Here is a 24791-nt window from a genome sequence, read left to right as displayed (position 1 = left end):
ATAGCTTCACTTTGCTATTAACTGCACATGTGTTGCGTTTACTTGGTAATACCTATGGTATTAGAGTCTTGTTCATTCTAGTCAGTTAAACAGTCATTGCTAGGGTTAAAATTTTCTAGCATAACGATGCTGGAAATTATTATCCTGTTATTGAGCTACTTGACTGTTGCTATAATAGTGTACAACCTTAACGCAATTGGTATTAATTAAATGAATTGCACATTTAAGGTGGGCTATCATATACCAGCACAGCTTAAAAATTAAGTTGAAGGCCTTAAAATTAGCCCTTTTTAGTGAATTTTTATTTGTTTAAATGCGTAAAGGCGGTTGTATGACTGTGCGGGTTTTGCGAAATTTGAATTTGTGTCATTTTAGGGACGTTTTGCAAGCTGTAATTGTCGACTCCCCAAGCTAGCATTTGCTCGATATTTAGTTCAAGTAATTCATCTTTGGGCGCCAACCCTAAAAATTCGAATGCACTCAGCAAAGCCGGTTTGGGGTTACTTTTGCTAATAGCTGGGGCATAGTTTTGTTTTGATAATTTAAACCCAGGTTTAGCGACTGCTAATGGTAAATGTGCGTAATGGGGGGCCGTGGCAGCTAATTGTTTAAATAAACTCAATTGGCGTGCGGTTGGTTCAAGCAAGTCTGCGCCGCGTACGACATGAGTGATACCTTGGGCAATATCGTCTGCGACCACCACTAGTTGATAAGCAAATAGCCCATCACTGCGCTTTATTAAGTAATCTTCGTGGGCGAGATCATGAGCTACATTTATCTCACCTTGAATGAGATCATGGTATTGGCATGTAGCATGTTGCTGAATTAACCGCAGTGCGCTGCTGTTCTGACTATGCTTTAAATGACGACAATGGCCTTGATAAATACCGCCAAGCGCTTTAATTTCTTTGCGCGAGCAGTGGCAAGCATAAATTAGGTGCTGGTTATTTAGATTATTAATGGTATGCGCATACAAGTCATGGCGTTGAGTTTGATAGACTACGTCTTCATCCCAGTACAAACCATAGGCTTCTAAGGTATTGAGAATATCTTTAGCGGCGCCGTCTACAACACGTGTTGTGTCGATATCTTCAATACGGACTAACCAAGTGCCTTGGTTGCTTTTCGCGTCAAGGTAGCTGCCCACAGCCGCCACAAGAGAACCAAAATGAAGTGGTCCAGAAGGTGACGGCGCAAAGCGACCGCGATAGTTGCGCATAGGCGCAGTAACGGCTGTGGTAGACATTGATTAATTACTAGTAATTAACCACGTCCAGATTGTTTTTCTTTGATTTCCGCAAGCGTTTTACAGTCTACACACAAGTCAGCTGTAGGACGTGCTTCTAAACGGCGGATACCAATTTCAATCCCGCACGAATCGCAAAAACCAAAATCATCTTCTTTGATTAATTGGATCGTTTTTTCAATTTTTTTGATCAGTTTACGTTCACGGTCACGAGTACGAAGTTCTAAAGAGAACTCTTCTTCTTGTGCTGCGCGGTCAACTGGATCAGGGAAGTTAGCAGCTTCGTCTTGCATATGCGATTTAGTTCGGTCAACTTCATTGCGTAAATCGTTGCGCCATGCTTCCAAAATAGTTTTGAAATGAGTGCGTTGTGCATCATTCATATACTCTTCGCCCGGCTTTTCCTGGTATGGTTCTAATCCGGCCTGAGCCAATAACCCTAATTTTTTTTGGTCTGGCATAACTTTCTCCTAAATCCTTAATATAATGCCCAGCATGAGCCGGCGGCTATAAATAACAGAATCCTATGGCCTAGGCAAATTTATTTTTCATTAATTAGTCCTACTTAAACCGCATCAATAAAATTAAAAAAGGTACGATAAGTGGTTTTTACACCCATTACTTATAGATAAGTGCTTAAAAACTTGCCTTGTTATATGGGCGAAAACCTTAAAAACAAGTCGCTTTTAATTAAAAGTGAGCTTTTCTATTAGTGTAATTTCAGCGCTCGAAATATCTGCTTTATAAGCAAGTACTTCTACACCTTTAGTAATTGCCAAATCAACTAGTTGGGCGTACTTTTCGTCAATATGGCGCGCCGCACTAACTTGCTTAATCCCTTGATGTAATACTGCAAACAGCAGCACTGCACGATGGCCTTGTGCAACCATTTCAATTAATTCACGAATATGCTTTTGACCGCGAAGAGTTTCGGCATCAGGGAAGTAACCTTGGCCACTTTGTGGGGCATTTTGACTGAGTAAAGTGACAGATTTTACTTCTACATAGCAGTCTGGGCGTTGGGGAGCTGTAAGTAAAAAATCGATACGGCTATTTTCATCACCATATTTAACCTCTGGCTGTATTTTAGTGTAGCCGTTAAGCTCGCTGATTAGCGCTGCATGAAGTGCTTCTGCAACGATTTTATTCGCGATTGCCGTATTTACACAGATCAGATGGCCAAACTGGTTTTGCGTCAATTCTAATGAATGAGGATATTTTCTTTTTTGATTGCTACTGGTGGAATAAAAGGCTGCAAAGTCAGGCTCCGCGCAACCAGTCATTTTACCTGTGTTGGCACAATGGGCGGTAAACTCTGAGCCATCGCTAAGGCGTAAATCGGCTAAAAAACGTTTGTAGCGTTTGATTAAAGTAGCGTGTTGGAGTGGCGTTGTATATTTCATTATTTTAGTTATTTGGTCTCAAGCAGTTGGGAAGTTGTTGTGGCTATAGTAAACTCATTGTCACTATTTTAGCGCAAAGAGTATTCTAACATGTCTGAAAAATTTGTTGTTCAATTAAGCGAGCAGGGTGCTGCATCGCATTGGGGCGAAACCGCCACGTTATCTTTTAATGAGCACGGTGCAACGGTTCATTTATCTGAACAAGAAACATTAGTAAATGTACAAAAAGCCGCGCGCAGTATTGCCAATCAAGGCGTTAAAAATGTCGTGCTAGCTGGTGATTGCTGGTGTACAGAAACACAGTGGGCTTTTTATCAAGGGTTTGTATCGCCTAAGTCATTACACGGTGTTGAATTTGCTGAAAATGCTAAAACAGATAGCCAAGAGCTTGCTTCATTACTTCGTTCTGCTACTTGGGCGCGTGAAATGATCAATGGCACGGCGGATTATATCTTCCCTGAAAGTTTAGCTGGTAAAGCTGCTGAATTTATTCAATCACTAGCTCCTGAACACGTGAGCTATCAAATCATCAAAGGTGATGCGCTACTTGAGCAGCAGTGGATTGGTATCCATGCTGTTGGTCGCGGTAGTGAGCGCCCGCCTGTATTACTTGCACTTGATTACAATCCAACTGGCGATGAAAATGCGCCTGTAGATGCAGCGCTTGTTGGTAAGGGGATTACTTTTGACTCTGGCGGTTATTCAATTAAAGCCAGCGAAGGTATGTTAGGTATGAAGTGCGACATGGGCGGTGCTGCAACGGTTACCGCAGGTTTGGCATTGGCTATTAGTCGCGGTATTAATAAACGTATTAAACTGTTTTTATGCTGTGCTGAGAACCTTATTTCAGGCCATGCATATAAGCTGGGTGATATCCTTACCTATAAAAACGGCACGACAGTTGAGATTGTTAACACTGACGCTGAAGGACGCTTAGTACTTGCTGATGGCTTAATGGCTGCAGCTGAAACAGGTGCACCTTTAATTATTGATGCGGCGACACTAACAGGCGCTGCGCTAGTTGCTGTTGGTCAAGAGTACAATGCCTTATTTGGACTTGATAAAGAGTTTGTACGTGAAGTTGAAGGCTTTGCTGGGCAAGAAATGGAAGGCGCGTGGCCACTTCCACTTGAAAAGTGGCATCAACAAAACTGTCCTTCACCATACGCTGATACAGCTAACAGCCGTGCCCAAAAAGGCGGTGGTTATGGTGGCGCATCAAATGCTGCTGGTTTCTTGTCACGTTTTGTACCAAACGACGGCAAAGGCTGGGTGCATATGGATTTAGCGGCAGCGTTTAATATGGGTAGCACGAGTCAATGGGCTGCGGGCGCGACAACAGTCGGGATGCGCACGGTTGCACGTACTTTACTAGAAAAAGCGTAATCTTAAATATGTTTAAAAAAGCGCCGTTTTAGGCGCTTTTTTGTTGGCTATAAAAATGTAATTACAAACAGAAACAAGCTTTTTTAGTTTATTTGCGCTAAAATCTCGCCCCACTTTTGCATTTCAAGTGATTAAGGTTTGAAGTTATATTTCTTATATTAAAAGCGCTGCTTTTATTTAAGTCGTATTCATAAACTATACTTGAATGATCAACTCACACTGGGAATTCTAATTATGTCAGATAAGTGCTACATCACAGCGCAACAATTGCTTGAAGATTCATTTCGCGTTGCGGCGCAAGTATACCAAGATGGTTTTCGTCCTGATTTTATTATTGGTATTTGGCGTGGGGGTGCCCCAATTGGGATTGCAGTGCAAGAGTATTATGATTATAAGGGCATAGAGACAGATCATATCGCGGTGCGAACTTCATCGTATTACGGTATTAATAAGCAATCTAAAGAAATTAAAGTACATGGCCTACACTACATTATTGAAAATGCTAACGCAGGTGACTCGTTATTGATTGTTGATGATGTATTTGATTCAGGGCGTAGTATTTTTGCGCTGAAAGAAAAGCTTTCGGAATTGATGCGTTTAAACTTACCTAAAGATATCCGCATTGCATGCCCGTATTACAAACCAAAAAATTCTAAAGTTGATATGAAGCCTGACTACTACATTCATGAATCAGAAGAGTGGTTAGTATTCCCGCATGAACTATCGGGTTTAACACCTGATGAGATCATCGCTGGTAAAACAGATTTAGTAAAAATACACGATATTTTATTAGCAAAATAAATCTATTGAGTAAAAATAAAAAAGGCCTTAATTAGGGTCTGTTGACCTTTGTGGATTGAAATTTGTTCAATCTAGGGGCGATTTAATCGCGGCGCGAGATTTGTAACCTAGTGGGCTAAGTAAAAATCGAGCAAAGCTTCCGCGTCCTGCTCACGCCCCTTACTTACATCCATGTAAGTAACAAAGAGTTAATCGCCCCTAGGCCTTTTTATCTTTTATAATCAGAAGATATTGCAGTAATGCTAAATTACTTAAATTAGCAACTATAGCTGCGAAAAACTATCCACGTAATCGCTAAGTTTATCTAAATCAACCGCTTTGAGTCCATCATTTGAGCGTGCAACTAAACCTCTTTCTACCAGTTCCGATACTACGCGGCGATAGGCTCGCTCTGTGGTGGCAAAACGCTCAGCTTCAGCATTTACCGTTGGGTATGCGCGCAGCAGGGTTGGGTTATTATTTTCGGCACGTAATAAACAGTCTTTGGCGATATTGTAACCCAATGGCAACAATAGTTTATCTAAATTAATTTTTTGGTTTTCTTGAAACTTAGCGGCAATAGTTTGTGCTGTGTATAAACTCAGCTCTGGCTTTTCAAGTAACAGGGCACGCCAGTGCTTTAGTTCTATTAGGTTGTAGCTAACGTCACTGAAGCAGGTAACTGTATAAATGCAGGGGTTATTGTTTAGCGCTTCAATTTCACCAATTAAGGTGTTGTTGCAATCAAGTTGGCCCAGCAGTAAGCGGCGGCCATTACCGACATCATAACTAAACGATACGGTGCCGCTTCTGACTAACACTAATTTTGTAAGAGGTTGATCTTGGTGGATCAGTACTTCTTTTTTAGATTGTTGATAACGGCTGCCAGCAAAGGTTAGTAGCTGGTCGACGAGATAACTAGAAAAATGATATTGAAACATCAACAATGCCCTTCGGACAATTGTCCTATTTATTACATCTTAATGACGTTAGCATTAAGATTCTAAGAATTTACGCTAACTTACTAGCTTAGTTAACTCGGTTAATTAAGCTTAATACCTGATATCCCGTGTAATGATTATTAAAGTGTGCTTTTAGCAGCTTTGGGTTTTTAGTAAGTTAGCTTTTTTATACTATTGCTATATTGTGGAATAACTTTGCCTAAACTACAACATTTGCAATGCTAACCTAAAGTACCGGAGAGAACAAATGAGTTGGGAATATTTGGGGTATTTTGCCTCAGCTTTACTTATTGCCTCTTTAACTATGAGTGATGTGAGCAAACTTCGTTGGTTTAATCTTGCCGGTTGTATTGCTTTCACAGCCTACGGTATTGCGATTGCTGCATGGCCTGTGGCTATCACCAATGGTTTGCTAACCTTCGTAAATATTTATCATTTAATTAAGCTCAAACGTCAACAACAAAAACCGCAATAATAGCGTGGTTTATTGAGCCTTACTCTGGTTATCAATTTGCGCTTTTTGGTAGCGTAATTCACCGCCAATCCATGTTTGATTTACGACAATGGTAAAAATTTCTTGTACTGGCACTTTAAAATAGTCTTTGTCGATTAAAATAAAGTCAGCCCACTTTCCTTGCTCTAAACTACCTAATTTAAATTCTTGATGTGCGGCATACGCAGCACCTAACGTGAATGCTCTGAGTGCATCTTCTCTGCTCAGTGCTTCAGTGACTCGCCAGCCATTAGCGGGTAATTGATTGTGATCTTGGCGAGTAATTGCTGAATACAAACCGTCAAAGGGGTTGGCCAGTTCAACTGGATAATCTGAGCCTGCAGCTACTACTGAGCCTTGCTTTAAAAACGTTTGCCATGCATATGCACCTTGTAATTGTGTATCGCTAAGGCGCTGCTCTGCCATATGCATATCAGAAGTTGCATGCACCGGTTGCATTGATGGAATGATTTTAAGTGCTTTGAAGCGAGGAATATCTGCTGGATCAACTATCTGTGCGTGCTCTATACGGTTACGTAGTAAAATCCCGCCGGTTTTTTTAAATACATTTTGATAGGCATCTAACACAATATGATTTGCTTTATCACCGATGGCATGGGTATTGGCGCTAAAACCATGGTTAAAGCTCAATGTGTACAGCTGCTCTAATTTTTGTTGAGTTTCGAGCATTAAACCTTGGTGATTCTTTCTATCTGCATAATCGGCCAGTAGTGCGGCGCCACGGCTTCCTAACGCACCATCAGCATATATTTTTACACTACGAATAGACATGAAATCGTTAAGATCTTTATAGCGACCGGCTCTGAGCATATCTTCAAGGGACGGATCTGTTGCACTTAGCATTGCAACAATGCGCAGCGGTAAGGTGCCTTGTTCAGCTCTTTGCTTGTAAACTTGCCATGTTTGTTTATCAATCCCAGCATCGTGGGTTGAGGTTATACCTAAGCTGAGCAGATGTTGACCAGCTTGATTTAAGGTATTATTTACGTCTTGATCAGATGGCGTAGGAATATGTGCAGTAATTAAACTTTCGGCCTTATCGACAAAAATACCGCTAGGTTGACCTGCTTGGTTGCGAATAATTTCACCACCTGCTGGTGACTGTACTGTGGGTGTTAATTTGGCTAACTCCATCGCTTTGCTATTAACCCAAATCGCGTGGCTATCGACACGAGAAAGCACCACCGGAACATCTTTGACAACTTTATCTAAGTCAGCAGCAGTAGGAAATTGCTTATTAGGCCACAGTTCTTGATTCCAACCGCGGCCAATAATCCAGCCCCGGTTATTTTTAGCAAATACAGCAAGCTTTTTTTGTATTTCTGCAATCGACGTACTGCCACGTAAATCGAGTTGCGCTAAATTATTACCAAGTCCAATCACATGACCGTGGGCGTCAATTAAACCAGGTAATAAGGTTTGTTGCTCGGCATCAAATACTGCAGCATTAGGGAAACTCGCTTTTAGTTTATCGTCTCCTACTTTTACTACTTTGCTATCTTTAATAACCAGTGTAGAAAATTGCTGTAATTGGCCACTGTAAGTTGGAGTGTAACCATTAGCATTGTAGATCACCGTGGTATCAGCTAGCACAGGTAAAGATAAAGTGATTAAACAGGCGAGTAAGCATTTCATTGTTAGAATTCTTTTTCTGCTTTTGTTAGTTAAACAGTAACAGAGAATACTGAGTCTGCAAATTAAATATAATAAATTATTTATCGTTGTGCATTTCAACTATGCTGATGAATTAGCTATTCATTTATTTGCATATAGAGTAAATTCAGACAGTGATAATCTACCATCTTTATCGCGGTCATAGTTTTTAAAACGAGACCACAGGGCAGGATCTTTTGCTGACTCTGAACGCGTGATAAGACCGTCGTTATCGCGGTCTAAGTTTTTGAATTGTTCTGCTATATTATCAGTTGTTGCAAAACTGCAACAGCTACTGACAAATAACCAACTTAGTCCCAGTTGTGTACAAAATTTCATTGGGGAAACTCGTTAATCTAGGTTATTAGTTAAAAAACGCTTAAATTCAGATAGGGAAATTTTATTGTCTTGGTTTTTGTCCCAGCGTTGAAAGTTACTCAACAATTGTGGTTGTGGTTCAAGCTCATTATGCGTTAAATAGCCATCTTTATTGCTATCTAAATGATCAAAACGTTGTTTTACATCCAGTGCCATTGCGCTAAAACTGGTGGCTAGCGACACACTTAATATTATTAATATGCTTTTCATTATTTACATCCTACCAATAAAAAGAATAAAGCATTTGCCATAATTTAAATCCCAACATTAAATCCGTTTACACATTCCCTCCGGGATTATGGCAAATACTTTAAAGCCTTTTAAAATTTAAACTTTGCGAACTCTTGCTCAGATAATTGCTCGTCGTTATTATCATCAAGATCAGTAAACTGCTTTAATAGCGTGTTGTTTTGCTTGGCTTCAAGCAATGAAATTTGTCCGTCAGAGTCGGTATCTAATTGCGCAAACTTAACGTTTAATTGTGATGCTAAAACAGTGGCGCTAATGACTAAAAACATCAGTGAAAAAGCGGTGATAAGTTGTTTCATAGCAGTGTTTCCTCTGGGAAATTTATTGCAAAAATTGTTTAAACTCAGCAAATGAAATTTGACCATTTTGATCTTTGTCAATTTGCTCAAAACTTTCGTGTAATACCGCATCTTCAGATGCTTCTGCTTCACTCAATGTGCCATTACTGTCTTTATCAAGTTCTGCGAAGGTGGCCTCGACATCAATGGCAAAGCTGTTAAAGCTAAGCAGTAGGCTGATGCATAAGCACAGCGGTGTTAATATTTTCATATTATTTCCTTATAAACAGTCGTTGATACGGATATTACAAGAACGATGCCAATTGTTTTTATTGTATAAATATCAGTGGTTTAATTTTTTTGCATGATAATAAGTGGGAAAAAATGACCGAGCAGTGTGTCTTTTTTGCAACAACTTTTAACGGGTATTGATTAAGTTTTTAAAAAACAGTTGGTTAAGTTGTTTCAATTTAGCATCAGTCGCTTTATATAGCGCTACACAGTTCGCCTTATTCATTATTTTTATTGATTCAGCTAGTGTATAAGTAACACCTTCCATAATCAGACTTTTAACTAAAGGAGTGGCGATAGTGGCCTCATTCGCTAAAAAGTACAGTGCATTACTTAGTTGGCGACCCAATTTAATAGGCCAGTTTTTGTTTAGTACTTTGTTATCGCTGCTGCCATTATCACTGGTAGTGATTGTATTTTTAAATGCGCTGAATAAACAGCTAGCAGTAACTCAACAAATCGTCAGTGAAAATTATCAAATTACCAAGTCATTTAATAATCTTAAGCAAGACCTCAATAGCTTAGAGCGCGCAACGCGACAAAACTGGGTGCTGAAAAGCGAATCACTCGATGAATTGATTGTTGATAAGTGGCAATCATCACTACAAAGCATTGATGAACTAACTTTTATAAGTTCTACGGGGGAGTATATTAAGCAATGGCAGCAACTCGCACAGGTATTGCAATTAGCGCATACTCAACTCGTTACTGAAGGACAACAAGATGCGCAATTGTTTATTCCTGTGAGTGAATTAATTGCGCGTCAAACGGTGTGGCTAAGAGATCAAAATGAGCTGCAAATAACTAAAAATCAGCAACAGTTAAAAGCTTTGCAAAGCTCATTTATCAATTGGTTAATAGCACTTATCCCATTAACTTTACTAGTAGGTGGTGGTTTTTTATGGCGTATAAGTGGTCGCTTAAAAGGATTAACGTCGGTTATTGATAAGCTTGGGCAAGGTCATTGGCAACAAAAAATAGCTGTACAAGGCTCTGCTGAGTTGGTTGAACTAGGAAATAAATTACAATGGGTGCAAGAGCAGTTGCATCAATTAGAGCAACAAAAAGATACTTTTTTACGCCATGTTACCCATGAATTGAAAACTCCATTAGCGTCAATGGTTGAGGGCACTGACTTACTTGCCGATGAAATCGTTGGGCCAATTAACAAAGAGCAGCAAGCGGTGTTGGCGTTAATTACCCAGAGCATGGTGCGTTTGCGCGCTATGATCGATAGTTTACTTAGTTACAATGCGATTCGCAGCAGCAAAGAAGACTTAAGTGAGCTGGAATTCTCGCAATTAATAACCAAGATAAACAGCCATTTTGAACATCGTTTAGTGGCGCGTAAGCAAAGCTTATGTTGGCATTGTGAGTTACCCGAGCAACCACTGGAAATTGCTGCAGAGCTTGTTGAAATGATCTTAATTCAGTTGATCTCTAATGGCTTAAAGTTTTCACCAGCAGGACAGGCGGTCAATATTGCTCTGTCATTAGCTGGTCGTACTTTGACTATGAGCGTTAGCGATCAAGGCACCGGTATTAAAGAGCAAGAGAAATCACATATATTCAGTGCCTTTTATCAAGGTAAGAATGCTAAAGATGTAACCGCTCAAGGTAGTGGCTTAGGGCTTACCATTGTAAAAGAGTCTGTTGAGCAATTGATGGGTACTTTACACGTTGAGCATAATGAGCCACAAGGCTGTCGTTTTATAATTCAAATCCCAATCATCCCTCCAACCAATAAAAACCAAGGAGTTAATTAGCATGGGCGTGCGTTTAAATGCCATTTTAGTGGTTTGCATCACAACCTTAGGGCTCGCAGGGTGTGAGTTAACTGAGCAGCCAGTAAATAAAAGCAACCCTGAAGCTGAACAGCCGGGTAAGGTGACTACACCACAAGGGGATAGTTTACCGAATCCGAAACCTAGGCCGAAAACCGATCCTATGTATGCACCTGCCGAAACGGTCATTGGTTGGCATGCAAAGTCGTGCGGTGGTTTTCAAGTGGCAGCGAGTAAAACGGTTTATATTGGTGCTAAAGAGCTTCAGAATTATTTTGATTTTAGTTGTAAAAATAATGTATTAGCACCGGAAAAAGTATTAACGCAGCTGCTAAAACTGGATCAAGCTTATTATTGGCCAGATGATATAAAACAGTATTTATGGCTGCAAAAACAACAAATAAAACAGCAGATCAACGCTAAAAAACAGCAGCAAGCGCTGAATAATAAAATGCAAGAAACCCTGTCATCACTGGCAGCCATCGAGCAGCAACTATTACTACGCGAAGAAACTAAGGAGCAGTAATTATGTCAACAGAGCAAAACCAAGGCGCGCGAATTTTACTGGTCGATGATGATGCAAGTTTATTAAAACTATTGGCTATTCGCATAGAATCTAAAGGCTATCAAGTGACTACCTGCGAAAGTGGTATTGCTGCGCTACAGTTATTAAAAAATTATGTGTTTGATGCTGTGGTTACAGACTTACGCATGGATGAAATGGATGGTATGGCATTACACCGTCAGTTACAAAATCGCTACCCAGCGCTGCCAGTGTTGATGATGACAGCTCATGGGTCTATTCCTGATGCTGTTGAAGCGACGAAGCAAGGTATTTTTGCCTTTATTACTAAACCGGTAGATAAAGATGAGTTATTTGATAGTTTAGCAAAAGCGATTGAAATTCATGGTCTCAGTGCCGATGAAAGCGCATCAAACAGCAATATCGTGACCCGCAGTGGTGCTATGCTGCATTTACTTGAGCAAGTTAAATTATTAGGTCCGACTCAGGTCAATGTGTTGATCTCGGGGGCCAGTGGTACAGGTAAAGAGTTACTAGCTAATGCTATTCATCAACATAGCCATGTTAGTGAAGGTCCGTTTGTCGCAATAAACTGTGGTGCGGTACCGGGTGAATTACTCGAATCAGAACTATTCGGTCACAAAAAAGGGGCTTTTACGGGCGCGATTAAAGACCACCAAGGGTTATTTCAGCAAGCGCAAGGCGGTACTTTATTTTTAGATGAAATTGGTGATATGCCACTTAATTTACAAGTTAAGTTACTGCGCGTATTACAAGAAAAAACTATTCGCCCTGTGGGCTTTGAAGAAGAAATTCCAATTGATGTGCGGATTGTATCAGCAACTCATAAAAACTTGCCTGATGCGATTGCTAATCAGCAATTTCGCGAAGATTTATACTATCGCTTAAATGTTGTGAATCTTAAATTACCACCACTGTGTGAGCGCAGAGAAGACGTTAGTTTATTAGCGCAGTATTTTAGCGCTACCATTGCTAAACGTATGGATCAAAAAGAAAAGCGTTTCGCCAATGATGCAATGCATGCATTAGTACGTCACGATTGGCCGGGTAATATTCGCCAGTTACAAAATGTAGTAGAGCAGGTTGTCGCACTTACCCCAGGTGAAGTAATATCAGCACAGCTGGTTGAAAGTGCGCTTAATAGTAATACCAGCAATGTTGAGCCGCTTTCACTTAACGATGCTAAAAAAGAATTTGAGCGTGATTATGTGATTAATGCTTTAAAGATGGCTGGCGGTAACGTGGCTGAAGGGGCAAAACTAGCTAAGCGAAATCGCTCAGATTTTTATAAATTGATTAAAAAACACAACATTGACGTTGATACTATTTGTTAGGAGAGAAAATGCAGTTATTTATGGTGTATTTAGGTGGGCGTATTCAGGGCTGCCATATTGAAATGCATGATGTTCGTTTTGTTGTTGGGGAATCGATAGAACAAACTTACTCAAAATTAAAAGCGCAGTGGGTCGGTGATAAAAGTAGCGTGCACATGGACAGCTATATGGCGGTAAATCACATTGATGGCTTTGCAGTAACCGTGGTTGATGAACCCGTGGCCCAATCGCAGCAGTTATACTTTGTAAATTTAGGAGCGTATCGTGCTGATAGCTTAGCTGAGCAGCATGACTTTGCGTTATATGTAGCTAGTAGTAGCGACGAAGCTAAACAAAGAGCAAAAGAGGATTTACTAGCAGGTTTAAGTCATATTCATAAAGATGACTTACATGATGTAGATGATTGCTTTGCAATTGACTTGCTCGACAGTCAATTACATATCAAGCTAACCCCGAGTGAGCAATCTCAAGCGATTAAGCCCGATTGGTTTGGTTACCATATATTATAAATAATCAAGAGTGTGTGTGGTGCAAGCGTTAGCCGTTATCACTTTGTTCTGCACGCTCTTTGTCTTCACTGTTACTGGCAATTTTAAAAGCGATAATCACTAAGCCAAACATAGCAAAAGGTAATGCAGCAAGCATATACTCGGTAACATTGCTATCTTGGAAGCTGGCTTGTAGTAAAAAATGCCCAGCAATACACAGTAAAATAACAATTAGTAAGATCGGTAATAAAATAAGTTCTTTTTTAGCAGAATGAGTTTTCATTATTAGGCAGTACTTTTACAAGGTGCGCCATTGTAATGAGCAAACCGCTTTTAGGTCAAACAACTAGGCTGATAAATTACTTTTGATTGCGTTATGTCATGTTTTTCAGTATCAGAGTTAGGTTCGCTACTGTTTAACTCATCACTATCTTCATAGCTGTATAAATCAAAAATAAAATCAATTTCTTCACGTTTCAGTATCGCTTGCATATTGCCTCCTATCTTATCAACTTAGTTAAGTAGTAAGCATATGTCTGCGCGACTGAATTGTAAGTGAACATTAACCGTACAAAATGTGTATAAATGTAATCCTTAATTATTATTAATAGGCAGTCGAACGGTAAAAGTCACACCATCAGCTTGTTGATTATTAGCCGCGCTAACTGTGCCTTTATGGTATTCACACACTAAACGTACTATATAAAGCCCTAAACCCAAGTGTGGTTGCTGCTGCAGTTGTTGACTACGTACCGACACCATCGAATCAAAAATATGCTCTGTTAATCCCTCGGGTAAAAGTGGACCTAGATTACTGACACATAACAGGGCTTCATTATCATGTTGATCAAGGCTGACACTTATAGCGCTATCTTCAACACTAAACTCTAAGGCATTATTGATTAGTTTATCTAGCAACTGAGCAATAAACTCAGGCGCGCCGCTAAGTAGTAATGGTTGCGGACAAATATTAAGGCTAAATTGTTGCTGTGCATAGGTTAGCTGGTAGCCTTGCATACAGCCATTGATCACATTTCGCAAATCAAATGGTTCAGCTTCAGCGCTTTGAATACTTTGCTCAAGGCGAGTTGCTTCGCTCATGGTGGTGATTATTTTACCTAAACGCTCGACCCCTTCACTGGCACGATCAAGGTATTTTTGGCTCAGCTCACTTTGTGGCTGCATTTGTAAGTTTTCAAGGGAACTACGTACGACCGCAACGGGTGTTCTGAGTTCGTGAGATAATCGCGACGACATGGTTTCTAAATAGTTAGTGTAACCACCTAAGCGACTTACAATATTTGCAAAACTGCGAGATAAATCGCCAATTTCATCGTTTGAATCGCTGTAATTAATAGTGCCAGTTACTCGCCCTTGAGCATCAATGGCTTGCTCTGCGGTATCTCTTAAGCGACGAATACGACTGGAGATCCTTGATGCAAAAAAGAATAACGTTACTGTGCCTATTAGCATCACTGCTAAAATCACATTAAATAGTTTCTCTAACGATTTGTTGCGTAATGTGCGAACACCATTGGTAGTCTCTTCGGCCACTACAGCACCAATGACCTTATCTTGGATCCAAATAGGATATGCGGCTGATAAAATAACCGCTTTGTTATCTGGAGTGAGTCGCCAAGACGATGCTGGTGTGCCACTGAGTGCTTTACCTATATGTGTGCCTTGCATCGCTGCGACATCGTGCAATGTATCTAAAAATTCATTTTCAGGGCGGGTAAGTACTTTATAGTAAAGTAGATGTAAGTAGTTTTTCTCAAATCGTTGCCACCAGGTTTTTGCTGGCTGGTCGTTAAGCCCATCAGCCCAAACGCCGTCGGCATGATGAATTGATCCCGACTGCGCTAACACGCGGTGATGATTATCAACCACCCAAATTCGGCTGCCGCTGTGACCCATACCTTTTAATATACGATTTATTTCAGGGGAGGGCACCAGCACTGAGCCAATATCATTGGGGTTTTGTAAGTTTGAAGTCGACATAGTCTGTGGCTCAGGCTTGCCTTGATCCCAATCTTCAATTGCAAAGCCGAGCTTATTGCCAAGCATCGTTAGCGGAAACCGCAACTCTATGTTGTAGCCAGTCTCTGTACTGACAAAATAGCCTTGAATTTTTGTTATTGGGGTTTTGCTTTGTGCGTCAAATGCGTTGATCCAGCCATCTTGGCGAGCGGCAACAATATAGTGCTTAAATTCCCCTTGTGGGGTTTTTAACATGATCTGTAAGTGATCATTACGGGTTAAACTTAGGGTGTTTTTAGCGCGATAAACCACCGAGTCATCGGTAACTTTAAATACTGCATATAAAAAGTTTTCATATTTACCAACCATATGCTCAAACGATAAGTCCTCAAGCTGATGGTCTGGTTTATTAGTTTGTAAATAGCGCTCGTCGTAATGCCAAAAAAGACTTTGATAAGGCTGCCAGTCCGACAGTTTGCCATCAAGTTGAATGGGGTTACTAAGGTTATAGGCGTAGAGATCACGGCCTTTTATAACCTGATCTAAAAAATTGGTTTGCGAGTCAAATAATGCTGGGCGCTCATGCAGGGCCGTGGCGAGTGCTCGAGTAGTGCCGACTAAGGTTTTTTCTTGACCTTGGCGCAGAAATTTTTCCATTTCCCACACGTATTCATAGCCAAGCCAAGGCAGTAAAAATAAAAAACACGACAGCAATATAAATTTACTGCGCAAACCAAAACGCAGCATTACACTTGCTCCCAGCGATAACCCATACCGTACACGGTATCTATACAATCAAAGTCAGTATCTAAAGCGATAAATTTTTTGCGAATACGTTTAACATGAGAAGTGATAGTGCTGTCATCAACGTAAATCTTTGCATCACTCATTAGTTCGTTACGGCTTTTTACATGCCCAGGGCGCTGTGCCAGTGAATGCAGCATCCAAAATTCAGTTACGGTTAAATCGACTATTTGCTGCTGCCAAAATACTTGCATGCGTTTAGTATCAAGCGTGAGCAGGCCGCGATTGAGTAAAGCATTTTGATCAGCGGGTTGCTCGAGTGCTTCCATACGTCGAAACAGTGCACCGATACGAGCCGCCAAATGCGCCATGCTGATATCTTTAGTGAGATAGTCATCAGCGCCCATGCGTAGGCCACACACAGTATCTATTTCGCTGTCGCGGGCGGTTAAAAAAATAATCGGCAAGGTTTTAGAAAGCGAACGCAGAGTTTGGCATAGTAAGAAACCGCCATCAATTTCATGACCTAAACCAATATCGACAATCGCTAAGTCTGGTAGTGCGTCATTAAAAGCATGCTCTGCACTTTGACGGTTGCTATAGCCGCTGACCAGATAACCCTGCGCGCTGAGCATTTCCATGTAATTTTCGCGGATCGCGGGTTCGTCTTCAATAATTGCAATCTTCTTCATTTACAGCACCTTCTTATATTCTAGTTGCACTATACCTAATTTTTTTGCTTTCGCACTGGCGAAAAAGCAATTGCCTTTTTTTTGCCACAATTGCTCAGCAGTTTGCCTTTTTTGATCCCCTTTGTTGCCACTTGAGCTTGCTTTAATGGCGTTATACCAAATCGGGCAGCTACCAACCCATGAGTTGCCAACTATTAAGTAATTAAGCAAAAAAGGATTACACCATGAAAAAAATGATTATCGCTTGCACTGTCGCTACTATTTTTGCAGCACCTAACTTAGCCCACGCTGACACAGTTGCAGTTAAAGCAAAAGAAACTCATAAAGAAACGGTGATAGGTTTAAGTACGGGGGCAATTGTTGGCGGTATTGTTGGCGGCCCAATTGGTGCCTTTGTTGGTGCATTTGCCGGAGGCTTGATTGGCGAGCAAGAAGTGGCAGAAGATAAAATTGCCGAGCAACAACGAGCTTTAGTTGTGCTGCAAGATAAAACCGATGATTACCAGCATGTACTTGCTCAAAATACGCAAATGAGTGAGCAGCTCGATAAGCTTGAGAGTAATAACGAACGCCTTGCATTAGCCAAAATGCATAACCTAATGGCAATGACCATTCAATTTAAAACCGGTTCAAGTGAGATTGCCCCGCACTTTGCCAGCCAACTTGATCAACTAGTGAATTTACTACAAAGCCAGCCAGACTTGCAGCTGGATTTAAATGGCTTTGCCGATCAACGTGGTGATGAGCTCGCTAACTTAGCGCTTTCAAAACAGCGAGTCGCAAATGTACAAAGCTACTTAATAAAGCAAGGTATTAGCCATACCCGCTTAACGACTACCGCATTTGGTGAGCAACAAACTGTGGCAGATAGCGATAATTATGAAGAAAACATGTTTGACCGCCGTGTAACGTTAACAACTCGTCCAAGCACGCAGCCGTATAACCAAACCGCGAGTAACTAATCGCCATTTTGCCAAGTAGCCGCCAAGGGAGTGATTTTTATGTTGAGTAAACCAAGCAAAGTGCTGACCCGTAGCCATTTATGGTTACGGGGAAGCCTTTTTACCTTCATCGCGTTTGTTAGCTGTGCGAGTAACGCCAGCACATCGCCAGAACTAACTATGTTCGACAGCAATGGTGCAAAGGCAGCGCCTGGCGTTATCTTAAAAAGTGATGCCACCATGACAGTCACCGGATTGATAAACCATGTCTTGGTAACTCAACATTATCGCAATGAAAACCCGTTTGCTGTTAATGCACGCTATGTCTTTCCGCTACCCGATGAAAGTGCGGTGCATGCTATGACTATGCACATTGGTGAGCGAGTGATCAAAGGTGAAATTGATAAAAAAGCACAAGCCGAGCTGCGCTTTCAACAGGCGCAACAAGCGGGTAAACAAGCCGCTTTAGTGCGCCAGCAGCGTGCAAACATGTTTGTCACTAATGTGGCAAACATCGGCCCTGGCGAAGAAGTACAAATAGAGCTGCAATATCAAGAAGTGATTGATTATCGCAGTGGTACATTTGCACTACGATTTCCAACCACGATAACGCCGCGTTACCATCCGATTAATGGGGTATTAAATGAAACAGCAGAGGATATGATTGACTCGCAGAGTAATGAGTTATCATCAGCGAGTATTGCTGCCACCGGTTGGATTGCACCGATTTACATGGCCACTAAAAATACCGGCTCGGTTCAAGGCGAGTTTAAGCTAACGGTTAATATTGATGTTGGCCTAGAGCTGGTGGATATTCAGTCTCAATATTATCGTATTAATACCGAAAATCTGGCATTTGGTCAGTATCAAGTTACTTTAAATGAACAACGTGCCGTGAATCGTGATTTTTTACTGGAGTTTAAACCGCTGCAAAAAGAGCAAGCGCAAGCCGCATTTTTTACTGAGCAGCTCAGTAATGATGAACGTTATGGATTATTAATGTTGCTGCCGCCGGATGATCATTTTACGCAGACTCAGCGTCTAGCAAGAGAAATGATTTTTGTAGTCGACACTTCCGGCTCTATGCACGGACAGTCAATGGAGCAAGCCAAAAGTGCACTTCATTATGCGTTATCGTTACTTGATAGTAACGACAGCTTTAATATTGTCGGCTTTGACGATCAAATTATGCCTATGAGCGATAAACCTGTGCCGGCTAATGATTTTAATTTACGCCGTGCTGAGCGCTTTGTATATAATTTACAAGCTGATGGCGGCACTGATATTAAAGGGGCATTAGATGGTGTACTAGATGCTCGTGAGCATCTAGGGTATGTGCGTCAAGTGGTATTTTTAACCGATGGCAGTGTCAGTAATGAAGATGCATTGTTTAAACATATTAGTGCGCAACTAGGTGATAGTCGTTTGTTTACGATTGGTATCGGTAGTGCGCCTAATAGTTACTTTATGCGTCGAGCTGCAGATGTTGGACGCGGAACGTTTACTTATATTGGCAGCAGTAGTGACGTGCAACCAAAAATGCAGCAACTATTTGATAAGTTAGCTCATCCTGCAATTACTCAACTTGCGCTTAGCAGTGATTTGGCAAATCAAGCTCTTGAATATTGGCCATCGCCGTTACCCGACCTGTACTTTTCAGAGCCGGTGATGGTTGCTATAAAGCTTGATAATAATGCCGGCGTTACTTTAGCGGGGCAAACGGCGCAAGGACCGTTGTCGATAAAGTTAAATACACAACAAGGGCGACCGGCTCATGGAATTGCAAGGTTGTGGGCACGGCAAAAAATTAAATCATTATTACTTTATAACGAGCAAGAGCAGGTTAAAGCACAGGTTGAGAGTCTAGCGCTTGAACATCAATTACTTAGTCCGTTTACCGCCTTTGTAGCGATTGAACAGACACCATCGAGCACTGTTGCTGAGCAGAATGTGCAAGTGGCTAATCAACGACCTCAGGGTCTAGCAATGAGTTTGCCACAAACTGATGGGCAAAGCAGACTACATATTTTACTCGGTTGCATGCTGTTGGCTGGATTTGCAGTGTTGAGACTGAAAAAATGAAAGCAGTGATTGGCGCTATATTGTTGATTGTTGGCTTGGCGTTGCTTGGTCATGGTAGTTATATGCAAGCTAAAGCGTGGCTGGCACAACGCCTTATAGAGCAGGCTTGGCAAGTGGCACTGACAACGCCAGAGCAACAAGTTAAACCCTGGTTCTATGCTGATAGTTATGTAACTGCACAACTGAATTGGCCAAGCCAAAAGCAAACCTTAACAATATTAGCAGGAGCCAGTGGCCGTAACTTAGCGTTTGCCCCGAGTCACTTTTTAGCTAGTGCAGAGCTAGGCTCTGAGCAAGCAGGCGTGTTAATTGCTGGACATAATGACACTCACTTTGCTTTCTTACAAAAAGTGAATGTGGGTGAGCAATTTAGCTTACAAACGCAAAATGGCCAAATTGATCGCTATCGAGTGCGTGGGATTGCGGTTATTCATCAGTCCCAGTACGATTTTTTAGCGCATAAAGGCTTGTATTTATTAACCTGTTATCCGTTTGATTCTTTAGCCTCCGGGACTGAATTACGATTATTAGTCTCTGCCGATAAATTGCCATCACCTGCATCGGTGTTATCTATGTCTACTACCAATTCTTGATGACGCTGACTTATCATTACACCTACAAATACCACGCCAATGCTGAGCCATTGGCTAAGAGAAAGCACTTCTCCCAAGATAATTGCTGATAATATTAGGGTGAAAATCGGTATTAAATTTGAATAGGCTGCGGCAGTGAGCACCGACACCTTACTAATTGCGTAATTATACAAACCATAGCCGCCTAAGGTGACGCAAGAGCCTAAATATAAAATACTTAATAATGCGCCAAGGTCGTGTTGATTTTCACTGGGTAAATCAATAAACAGTAAAAATGGCGCAAAGAACAGACTACCGCTAAAACCTTGCAATGCAATTAAGGTTAATGGTGAGTAGCGAGCAACTAAATGTTTAACTGAAATAGTATAAAATGCAGCGCAGACCATTGCCATTAACTCCAAAAAGTTACCCAGCAATGGATTGGGAGCCTGCTCTGAGCTTGGCGACATTAAAGTTAATAAGATACTGCCGCCAATACAAAAAGTGAAACCAATAACAATGGCCTTACTAATGTACTCTTTGAGCATAAAAAACGCTAAAAGTGCTACGATAATCGGTAAGCACGATACAATAACTCCCGCTTGAGAAGCTGAAGTATATTCCATCGCATGGCCTTCAAATAAAAAATACAAACAGGGCTCAGCCAGCGACATCCCCACCAGATATTTCCAGTCACCTTGATGATATTTAAAGCGAATAACGTAACGCCATAAGCACAATGCCATGACTAAGGTGGTTAACATGCGTAAAAAAATCACCAGTGCAGGGTCATAAATGGCGATCGCGTATTTTAGCGCGATAAAAGAACTGCCCCATAAAAAGGTGGCGATTATTAAACATAAACTGGCTGGCATGAAGGTCGCTTTAAAGTGAATTAAAACACGATCCTAGCACGTCAGCACCGTGATTGAATATTTTTAACTTGTTCAAAAATCGATAACTGGTATAAATAAATCCTTCAATATTTTTGTGTAGTAAAAAGCATGCAAAGGGCACAGGTAATAGTGGTTAAGCTGGGAACGAGTGTACTCACTGGTGGAACCGATAAACTCGACAAAGCACACATGGTTGAATTAGTTCGCCAATGTTGTGAATTAAAAAAGCAAGGTCATCAAGTTGTGCTGGTATCAAGTGGCGCGGTGGCTGCTGGCCGAGAGCAACTATTAAAACCCTGCGGTCGTTCTTTGATTGATAAACAGATGCTTGCCGCGATTGGTCAAGGTCAGCTTATCCACATTTGGCAAAGCTTATTTGCTTTATATGGCGTCAATGTAGGGCAAATGCTACTGACTCGCGCTGACGTTGATGACCGAGAACGCTACCTCAATGCCCGCGATACTTTAACTGCATTATTAAGTTATGACGTGGTGCCAATCATTAATGAAAATGATGCGGTCGCAACTGCTGAAATTAAAGTAGGTGATAACGACAACCTCTCAGCACTGGTCGCTATATTAGCTAATGCCGACAAATTATTATTACTAACCGACCAAGAAGGTTTATTTACCAGTGATCCACGTACTGATGTTAATGCGCAATTAATTGACGAAGTGGCACATATTGATGATGAGTTACGCCAGCTTGCTGGTGGCAGTGGAACTAGTCTAGGCACGGGTGGCATGGCAACGAAATTGCAAGCCGCTGATATTGCTCGTCGAGCTGGGGTGGAAGTGATTATAGCCAAAGGTGCTGGTAAAAATGTGATCCTTAATTGTATGAGCGAACAGTTACCAGGCACACGCTTTGTAAAGCTAACAGCGCCAAGAGATGGCCGTAAAAAATGGCTGTTAGCTGGACCTAAAAGTAGTGGCCAAATAGTGATTGATGATGGCGCAGTAAATGCTTTACAGCAACAAGGCGCTAGTTTATTAGCCAAAGGCGTACGCGGTGTGCACGGGCAGTTTGAACGTGGCGATTTGATTGATTTAGTCACCAGCGATCAACAATTAGTGGCCCGTGGATTAGTACGTTTTAGTAAAGCAGAAACCGATACGATTAAAGGTTGTCATTCAAGTGAAATTACAAAGTTGCTAGCTTTTGATTGCGGTAGTGAAGTGATCCATCGAGATGATTTGGTGTTGTTTTAGATTATCAAGCTACTACATTGTAAAACATTAAAGTCATCCATTGAGGATATAAATGAATAGTTTAATAATACAGCAAGACTCAAGCTTTTATTCTTTGATGCCGGCCTTTTCACTGCGGTATTGAGTTTTGCTTTATATTTTTAAAATAACGTGGATTGCTTTACCTTTTAGGAGATGGATTCGCGTTCTTTGATGCTATTTTAGCTTTATATTCTGTGCTAAAATCTGTGCCCTTAAATTGTTGTAAACAGGGCCCAGTTGATGAAATTAGTTCGTTGGTTATTAGGTAGTTTGATCTTATTTTTTGATTTTGTTTTTACACCACGTAGTAAAAAACGTCCTGCGGGAGAGCAAGCTCAGCTTGATCAACTCACTGCACAATTTAAACTATATCAATTCAAAGCTTGCCCATTCTGCGTAAAAGTGCGCCGTGCAATTAAACGCGAAGGGTTAAAAGTTGAAACGCGCGACGCGAAAAGTAATGAACAGTATCGTCAAGAATTGCTCGAACAAGGCGGAAAAATAAAAGTACCGTGTCTACGTATCGAAAAAGATAACCAAGTCACTTGGTTATATGAATCAAACGATATCATTGCTTACTTAAATAAAGCTGCAGCTTAATATTCATTTTTCAAGCGCATTTGCTGTGTTAGCATTTAGCGCATATTTTATTGCCCATTGAAAGAGAACATAACCATGACAATTCGTACACGTGTTGCGCCGTCACCAACCGGTGACCCGCATCTTGGTACCGCTTATATCGCCTTATTTAATTACTGTTTTGCTAAGCAGCAAGGTGGCGAATTTGTACTTCGTATTGAAGACACAGACCAAGTACGTAGCACTTCAGAATCAGAACAAGCGATTATGGATAGTCTTCGTTGGTTAGGGCTTGAATGGGATCATGGTCCTGATGTCGGTGGTGAGTTTGGTCCTTATCGTCAATCAGAGCGTAGCGATTTATATAAAAAATATGCACATCAGTTAGTTGATGATGGCAAAGCATTTTATTGTTTTGCAACTAGCGAAGAGCTGGACCAAATGCGTGAAGAGCAAATGGCTGAAGGCCTGCGTCCTAAATACGATGGCCGTGGTTTAAACCTTACTGATGACGAAATTAAAGCCAACTTAGCTGCCGGTAAGCCTTACGTTATACGTATGAATATTCCAAGCGAAGGTACCTTTAAATTTAACGATTACTTACGTGGTGAAATTGAGATCCCGTGGGAAAACGTTGATATGCAAGTGTTACTAAAAGCCGATGGTTTCCCAACGTACTTCTTAGCAAATGTGGTTGATGATCACCACATGGAAATTAGCCATATTTTCCGTGGTGAGGAGTGGATCAACTCTGCGCCAAAGTTGCTAAAATTATATGAAGATTTTGGTTGGCAAGCGCCGGTGCTTGGTCACTTACCACTATTACGTAATCCAGATAAGTCAAAGCTATCTAAGCGTAAAAATCCAACTTCTATTAATTACTATAAAGAAATGGGGTACTTACCTGAAGCGGTACTTAACTACCTTGGACGCATGGGCTGGTCAATGCCGGATGAGCGTGAAAAGTTCACGCTTGCTGAAATGATTGAACATTTTGATATGAAGCGTGTATCTCTCGGTGGCCCAGTATTTGACGTTGATAAACTAAGCTGGTTAAACGGCATGTGGATCCGCGAAAACTTCAGCAACGAAGAGCTAATTCAGCGCTTTGTAGATTGGAAGTTTAATGGGGCAATGCTTGCTAAAGTATTACCAGAGGCGAAAGCCCGCATTAATACCCTATCAGATATGGTTGATTTAGCCGGTCATTTTGTCGGTGGTATTCCAACTTACGACCCTGCGTTACTGACCGCTGGTAAAGCCGATGAAGATGTAATTCGCCAAGCTTTACAGTTCTTTATCTGGGAGCTTGAGGGCTTACGAAGCTGGGAGAAATCAGCAATATTTGCTATAGCTAAAGCGGTGTCTACTTTCCATGAGCTGAAGATTAAAGACTTTTTAGAGCCGATATTTGTCGCTATTACTGGCAAAACGTCTTCAACATCAGTACTTGATGCAATGGAAATATTAGGCTCAGATCTATCGCGCGCACGTTTACGTGTAGCACTTGCGCATTTAGGTATCTCTAAAAAGCAAGCGAAGAATATTGAGCGTGCGTATCGCGAGTATCCTGCTGCATAGGTAAAGTAATCTAGCTAAGCTTGATGATCATTAGAAGCCGAACTTTATTAACGTGGAGTTCGGCTTTTTTGTGGAAAAATAATGGAGTATTGCCAACAAGCAAAGCTAGTTTGTGGACGATGAAATAATAATAATTGGCTGTTCTCACGCAATTTGTTAGCTCAGCAGTGAGAAGTGGGATATCGGTGGTTTATTTTTTTC

General features: G+C 41.1%; 27 protein-coding genes. 13 read left to right on the top strand and 14 right to left on the bottom strand.

The annotated features are described in order from the left end of the window. Positions 1-301: 301 nt before the first annotated feature. The 3 genes from gluQRS to sfsA all read right to left on the bottom strand — a co-directional run bounded on the left by gluQRS (position 302) and on the right by sfsA (position 2649). Complete coding sequence (gluQRS, locus tag H5163_RS06705; protein ID WP_182734723.1) at positions 302-1246, bottom strand: tRNA glutamyl-Q(34) synthetase GluQRS; 945 nt, start codon at positions 1244-1246, stop codon at positions 302-304. Positions 1247-1263: 17 nt separating this feature from the next. Beyond that, on the bottom strand, positions 1264-1707 hold the full coding sequence (dksA, locus tag H5163_RS06700) for an RNA polymerase-binding protein DksA (RefSeq protein WP_145235383.1): 444 nt from the start codon (positions 1705-1707) through the stop codon (positions 1264-1266). A gap of 225 nt (positions 1708-1932) precedes the next feature. Then, the gene (gene sfsA, locus H5163_RS06695; RefSeq protein ID WP_182734722.1) at positions 1933-2649 is read right to left on the bottom strand and encodes a DNA/RNA nuclease SfsA; all 717 of its coding nucleotides are present in this window, start codon (positions 2647-2649) and stop codon (positions 1933-1935) included. A 90-nt stretch (positions 2650-2739) separates the two neighbouring features. Here sfsA and pepB point away from each other — a divergent pair, with 90 nt between their 5' ends. Then, a complete protein-coding gene (gene pepB / locus H5163_RS06690) occupies positions 2740-4035 on the top strand; it encodes an aminopeptidase PepB (protein WP_182734720.1) in 1296 nt (431 codons plus the stop codon). 234 nt (positions 4036-4269) lie between these two features. Beyond that, positions 4270-4836 (top strand): phosphoribosyltransferase, encoded by a 567-nt coding sequence (locus H5163_RS06685; RefSeq protein WP_145235390.1) that lies wholly within the window; start codon positions 4270-4272, stop codon positions 4834-4836. A 263-nt stretch (positions 4837-5099) separates the two neighbouring features. On the opposite strand, the gene H5163_RS06680 is transcribed toward H5163_RS06685, so the two are convergent. Continuing rightward, a complete protein-coding gene (locus H5163_RS06680) occupies positions 5100-5756 on the bottom strand; it encodes a Crp/Fnr family transcriptional regulator (protein WP_145235393.1) in 657 nt (218 codons plus the stop codon). Between the two features lie 268 nt (positions 5757-6024). Between H5163_RS06680 and H5163_RS06675 the strand changes: the two genes are divergently transcribed. Further along, positions 6025-6252 carry a YgjV family protein gene (locus tag H5163_RS06675; protein WP_145235395.1) on the top strand — a complete coding sequence of 76 codons (228 nt, stop codon included), beginning with the start codon at positions 6025-6027 and terminating at the stop codon, positions 6250-6252. A 9-nt stretch (positions 6253-6261) separates the two neighbouring features. On the opposite strand, the gene H5163_RS06670 is transcribed toward H5163_RS06675, so the two are convergent. The 5 genes from H5163_RS06670 to H5163_RS06650 all read right to left on the bottom strand — a co-directional run bounded on the left by H5163_RS06670 (position 6262) and on the right by H5163_RS06650 (position 9120). Next, a complete protein-coding gene (locus tag H5163_RS06670) occupies positions 6262-7926 on the bottom strand; it encodes an amidohydrolase (RefSeq protein ID WP_182734718.1) in 1665 nt (554 codons plus the stop codon). Between the two features lie 120 nt (positions 7927-8046). Next, positions 8047-8283 carry an EF-hand domain-containing protein gene (locus H5163_RS06665; protein ID WP_182731799.1) on the bottom strand — a complete coding sequence of 79 codons (237 nt, stop codon included), beginning with the start codon at positions 8281-8283 and terminating at the stop codon, positions 8047-8049. 12 nt (positions 8284-8295) lie between these two features. After that, positions 8296-8532: an EF-hand domain-containing protein gene (locus H5163_RS06660; protein WP_182731798.1), complete on the bottom strand. Its 237-nt coding sequence runs from the start codon at positions 8530-8532 to the stop codon at positions 8296-8298. A 110-nt stretch (positions 8533-8642) separates the two neighbouring features. Next, complete coding sequence (locus H5163_RS06655; RefSeq protein WP_182731797.1) at positions 8643-8870, bottom strand: hypothetical protein; 228 nt, start codon at positions 8868-8870, stop codon at positions 8643-8645. 22 nt (positions 8871-8892) lie between these two features. Then, positions 8893-9120: an EF-hand domain-containing protein gene (locus tag H5163_RS06650; RefSeq protein WP_145235406.1), complete on the bottom strand. Its 228-nt coding sequence runs from the start codon at positions 9118-9120 to the stop codon at positions 8893-8895. Positions 9121-9436: 316 nt separating this feature from the next. Here H5163_RS06650 and H5163_RS06645 point away from each other — a divergent pair, with 316 nt between their 5' ends. From H5163_RS06645 to H5163_RS06630, 4 genes are read left to right on the top strand one after another with little or no spacing between them, the layout of a single operon-like run. After that, entirely contained in the window at positions 9437-10906 is a 1470-nt protein-coding gene (locus tag H5163_RS06645) for a HAMP domain-containing sensor histidine kinase (protein ID WP_145235537.1), read from the top strand. A gap of 1 nt (position 10907) precedes the next feature. Continuing rightward, complete coding sequence (locus tag H5163_RS06640) at positions 10908-11450, top strand: hypothetical protein (protein ID WP_182734716.1); 543 nt, start codon at positions 10908-10910, stop codon at positions 11448-11450. A 2-nt stretch (positions 11451-11452) separates the two neighbouring features. Beyond that, positions 11453-12802, top strand: a complete 1350-nt coding sequence (locus tag H5163_RS06635; protein ID WP_182734715.1) for a sigma 54-interacting transcriptional regulator — start codon at positions 11453-11455, stop codon at positions 12800-12802. Between the two features lie 8 nt (positions 12803-12810). Next, on the top strand, positions 12811-13311 hold the full coding sequence (locus H5163_RS06630) for a DUF1543 domain-containing protein (protein WP_145235413.1): 501 nt from the start codon (positions 12811-12813) through the stop codon (positions 13309-13311). 28 nt (positions 13312-13339) lie between these two features. Here the strand turns inward: H5163_RS06630 and H5163_RS06625 are convergent, their stop codons facing one another. The 4 genes from H5163_RS06625 to pdsR form a co-directional block, all read right to left on the bottom strand. Next, positions 13340-13573, bottom strand: coding sequence for a hypothetical protein (locus H5163_RS06625; protein WP_145235415.1), 234 nt, complete (start codon positions 13571-13573; stop codon positions 13340-13342). 50 nt (positions 13574-13623) lie between these two features. After that, positions 13624-13782, bottom strand: coding sequence for a hypothetical protein (locus tag H5163_RS06620; protein ID WP_179959192.1), 159 nt, complete (start codon positions 13780-13782; stop codon positions 13624-13626). Positions 13783-13884: 102 nt separating this feature from the next. Beyond that, a complete protein-coding gene (gene pdsS, locus H5163_RS06615) occupies positions 13885-16017 on the bottom strand; it encodes a proteobacterial dedicated sortase system histidine kinase (RefSeq protein ID WP_182734714.1) in 2133 nt (710 codons plus the stop codon). Then, entirely contained in the window at positions 16017-16706 is a 690-nt protein-coding gene (pdsR, locus tag H5163_RS06610) for a proteobacterial dedicated sortase system response regulator (protein ID WP_182734713.1), read from the bottom strand. The genes pdsS and pdsR overlap by 1 nt, the downstream gene beginning before the upstream one ends. Before the next feature lie 224 nt (positions 16707-16930). Here pdsR and pdsO point away from each other — a divergent pair, with 224 nt between their 5' ends. Genes pdsO through H5163_RS06595 form a run of 3 tightly spaced genes read left to right on the top strand, consistent with a single transcriptional unit; the run spans position 16931 to position 20322 of the window. Then, positions 16931-17668, top strand: coding sequence for a sortase-associated OmpA-like protein PdsO (gene pdsO, locus H5163_RS06605; protein WP_145235421.1), 738 nt, complete (start codon positions 16931-16933; stop codon positions 17666-17668). Positions 17669-17707: 39 nt separating this feature from the next. Further along, positions 17708-19729 (top strand): marine proteobacterial sortase target protein, encoded by a 2022-nt coding sequence (locus H5163_RS06600; RefSeq protein ID WP_182734712.1) that lies wholly within the window; start codon positions 17708-17710, stop codon positions 19727-19729. Beyond that, positions 19726-20322, top strand: a complete 597-nt coding sequence (locus H5163_RS06595) for a class GN sortase (RefSeq protein ID WP_182731794.1) — start codon at positions 19726-19728, stop codon at positions 20320-20322. The genes H5163_RS06600 and H5163_RS06595 overlap by 4 nt, the downstream gene beginning before the upstream one ends. On the opposite strand, the gene H5163_RS06590 is transcribed toward H5163_RS06595, so the two are convergent. After that, complete coding sequence (locus H5163_RS06590) at positions 20214-21176, bottom strand: DMT family transporter (RefSeq protein WP_145235428.1); 963 nt, start codon at positions 21174-21176, stop codon at positions 20214-20216. The two genes, H5163_RS06595 and H5163_RS06590, sit on opposite strands and share 109 nt — an antisense overlap. Positions 21177-21305: 129 nt before the next feature. Here H5163_RS06590 and proB point away from each other — a divergent pair, with 129 nt between their 5' ends. From proB to gltX, 3 genes are all read left to right on the top strand, one after another. Then, positions 21306-22409: a glutamate 5-kinase gene (gene proB, locus H5163_RS06585; protein WP_182734711.1), complete on the top strand. Its 1104-nt coding sequence runs from the start codon at positions 21306-21308 to the stop codon at positions 22407-22409. A gap of 261 nt (positions 22410-22670) precedes the next feature. Further along, complete coding sequence (locus H5163_RS06580) at positions 22671-23030, top strand: glutathione S-transferase N-terminal domain-containing protein (RefSeq protein ID WP_145235432.1); 360 nt, start codon at positions 22671-22673, stop codon at positions 23028-23030. Positions 23031-23105: 75 nt separating this feature from the next. Continuing rightward, on the top strand, positions 23106-24590 hold the full coding sequence (gene gltX / locus H5163_RS06575) for a glutamate--tRNA ligase (protein WP_182717159.1): 1485 nt from the start codon (positions 23106-23108) through the stop codon (positions 24588-24590). The last annotated feature ends 201 nt before the right edge of the window (positions 24591-24791 follow it).

The sequence above is a fragment of the Pseudoalteromonas sp. SG44-8 genome (genome assembly GCF_014164125.1).
Taxonomy (GTDB): Bacteria; Pseudomonadota; Gammaproteobacteria; order Enterobacterales; family Alteromonadaceae; genus Pseudoalteromonas; species Pseudoalteromonas rhizosphaerae.
Note: the sequence above shows the minus strand (reverse complement) of the source record. Positions and strands in the feature narration are given on the sequence as shown.

Coding starts and splice junctions, on each gene's coding strand:
- gluQRS (WP_182734723.1), bottom strand. CDS start 1,246: ATGTCTACCACAGCCGTTACTGCGCCTATGCGCAACTATCGCGGTCGC.
- dksA (WP_145235383.1), bottom strand. CDS start 1,707: ATGCCAGACCAAAAAAAATTAGGGTTATTGGCTCAGGCCGGATTAGAA.
- sfsA (WP_182734722.1), bottom strand. CDS start 2,649: ATGAAATATACAACGCCACTCCAACACGCTACTTTAATCAAACGCTAC.
- pepB (WP_182734720.1), top strand. CDS start 2,740: ATGTCTGAAAAATTTGTTGTTCAATTAAGCGAGCAGGGTGCTGCATCG.
- H5163_RS06685 (WP_145235390.1), top strand. CDS start 4,270: ATGTCAGATAAGTGCTACATCACAGCGCAACAATTGCTTGAAGATTCA.
- H5163_RS06680 (WP_145235393.1), bottom strand. CDS start 5,756: ATGTTTCAATATCATTTTTCTAGTTATCTCGTCGACCAGCTACTAACC.
- H5163_RS06675 (WP_145235395.1), top strand. CDS start 6,025: ATGAGTTGGGAATATTTGGGGTATTTTGCCTCAGCTTTACTTATTGCC.
- H5163_RS06670 (WP_182734718.1), bottom strand. CDS start 7,926: ATGAAATGCTTACTCGCCTGTTTAATCACTTTATCTTTACCTGTGCTA.
- H5163_RS06665 (WP_182731799.1), bottom strand. CDS start 8,283: ATGAAATTTTGTACACAACTGGGACTAAGTTGGTTATTTGTCAGTAGC.
- H5163_RS06660 (WP_182731798.1), bottom strand. CDS start 8,532: ATGAAAAGCATATTAATAATATTAAGTGTGTCGCTAGCCACCAGTTTT.
- H5163_RS06655 (WP_182731797.1), bottom strand. CDS start 8,870: ATGAAACAACTTATCACCGCTTTTTCACTGATGTTTTTAGTCATTAGC.
- H5163_RS06650 (WP_145235406.1), bottom strand. CDS start 9,120: ATGAAAATATTAACACCGCTGTGCTTATGCATCAGCCTACTGCTTAGC.
- H5163_RS06640 (WP_182734716.1), top strand. CDS start 10,908: ATGGGCGTGCGTTTAAATGCCATTTTAGTGGTTTGCATCACAACCTTA.
- H5163_RS06635 (WP_182734715.1), top strand. CDS start 11,453: ATGTCAACAGAGCAAAACCAAGGCGCGCGAATTTTACTGGTCGATGAT.
- H5163_RS06630 (WP_145235413.1), top strand. CDS start 12,811: ATGCAGTTATTTATGGTGTATTTAGGTGGGCGTATTCAGGGCTGCCAT.
- H5163_RS06625 (WP_145235415.1), bottom strand. CDS start 13,573: ATGAAAACTCATTCTGCTAAAAAAGAACTTATTTTATTACCGATCTTA.
- H5163_RS06620 (WP_179959192.1), bottom strand. CDS start 13,782: ATGCAAGCGATACTGAAACGTGAAGAAATTGATTTTATTTTTGATTTA.
- pdsS (WP_182734714.1), bottom strand. CDS start 16,017: ATGCTGCGTTTTGGTTTGCGCAGTAAATTTATATTGCTGTCGTGTTTT.
- pdsR (WP_182734713.1), bottom strand. CDS start 16,706: ATGAAGAAGATTGCAATTATTGAAGACGAACCCGCGATCCGCGAAAAT.
- pdsO (WP_145235421.1), top strand. CDS start 16,931: ATGAAAAAAATGATTATCGCTTGCACTGTCGCTACTATTTTTGCAGCA.
- H5163_RS06600 (WP_182734712.1), top strand. CDS start 17,708: ATGTTGAGTAAACCAAGCAAAGTGCTGACCCGTAGCCATTTATGGTTA.
- H5163_RS06595 (WP_182731794.1), top strand. CDS start 19,726: ATGAAAGCAGTGATTGGCGCTATATTGTTGATTGTTGGCTTGGCGTTG.
- H5163_RS06590 (WP_145235428.1), bottom strand. CDS start 21,176: ATGCCAGCCAGTTTATGTTTAATAATCGCCACCTTTTTATGGGGCAGT.
- proB (WP_182734711.1), top strand. CDS start 21,306: ATGCAAAGGGCACAGGTAATAGTGGTTAAGCTGGGAACGAGTGTACTC.
- H5163_RS06580 (WP_145235432.1), top strand. CDS start 22,671: ATGAAATTAGTTCGTTGGTTATTAGGTAGTTTGATCTTATTTTTTGAT.
- gltX (WP_182717159.1), top strand. CDS start 23,106: ATGACAATTCGTACACGTGTTGCGCCGTCACCAACCGGTGACCCGCAT.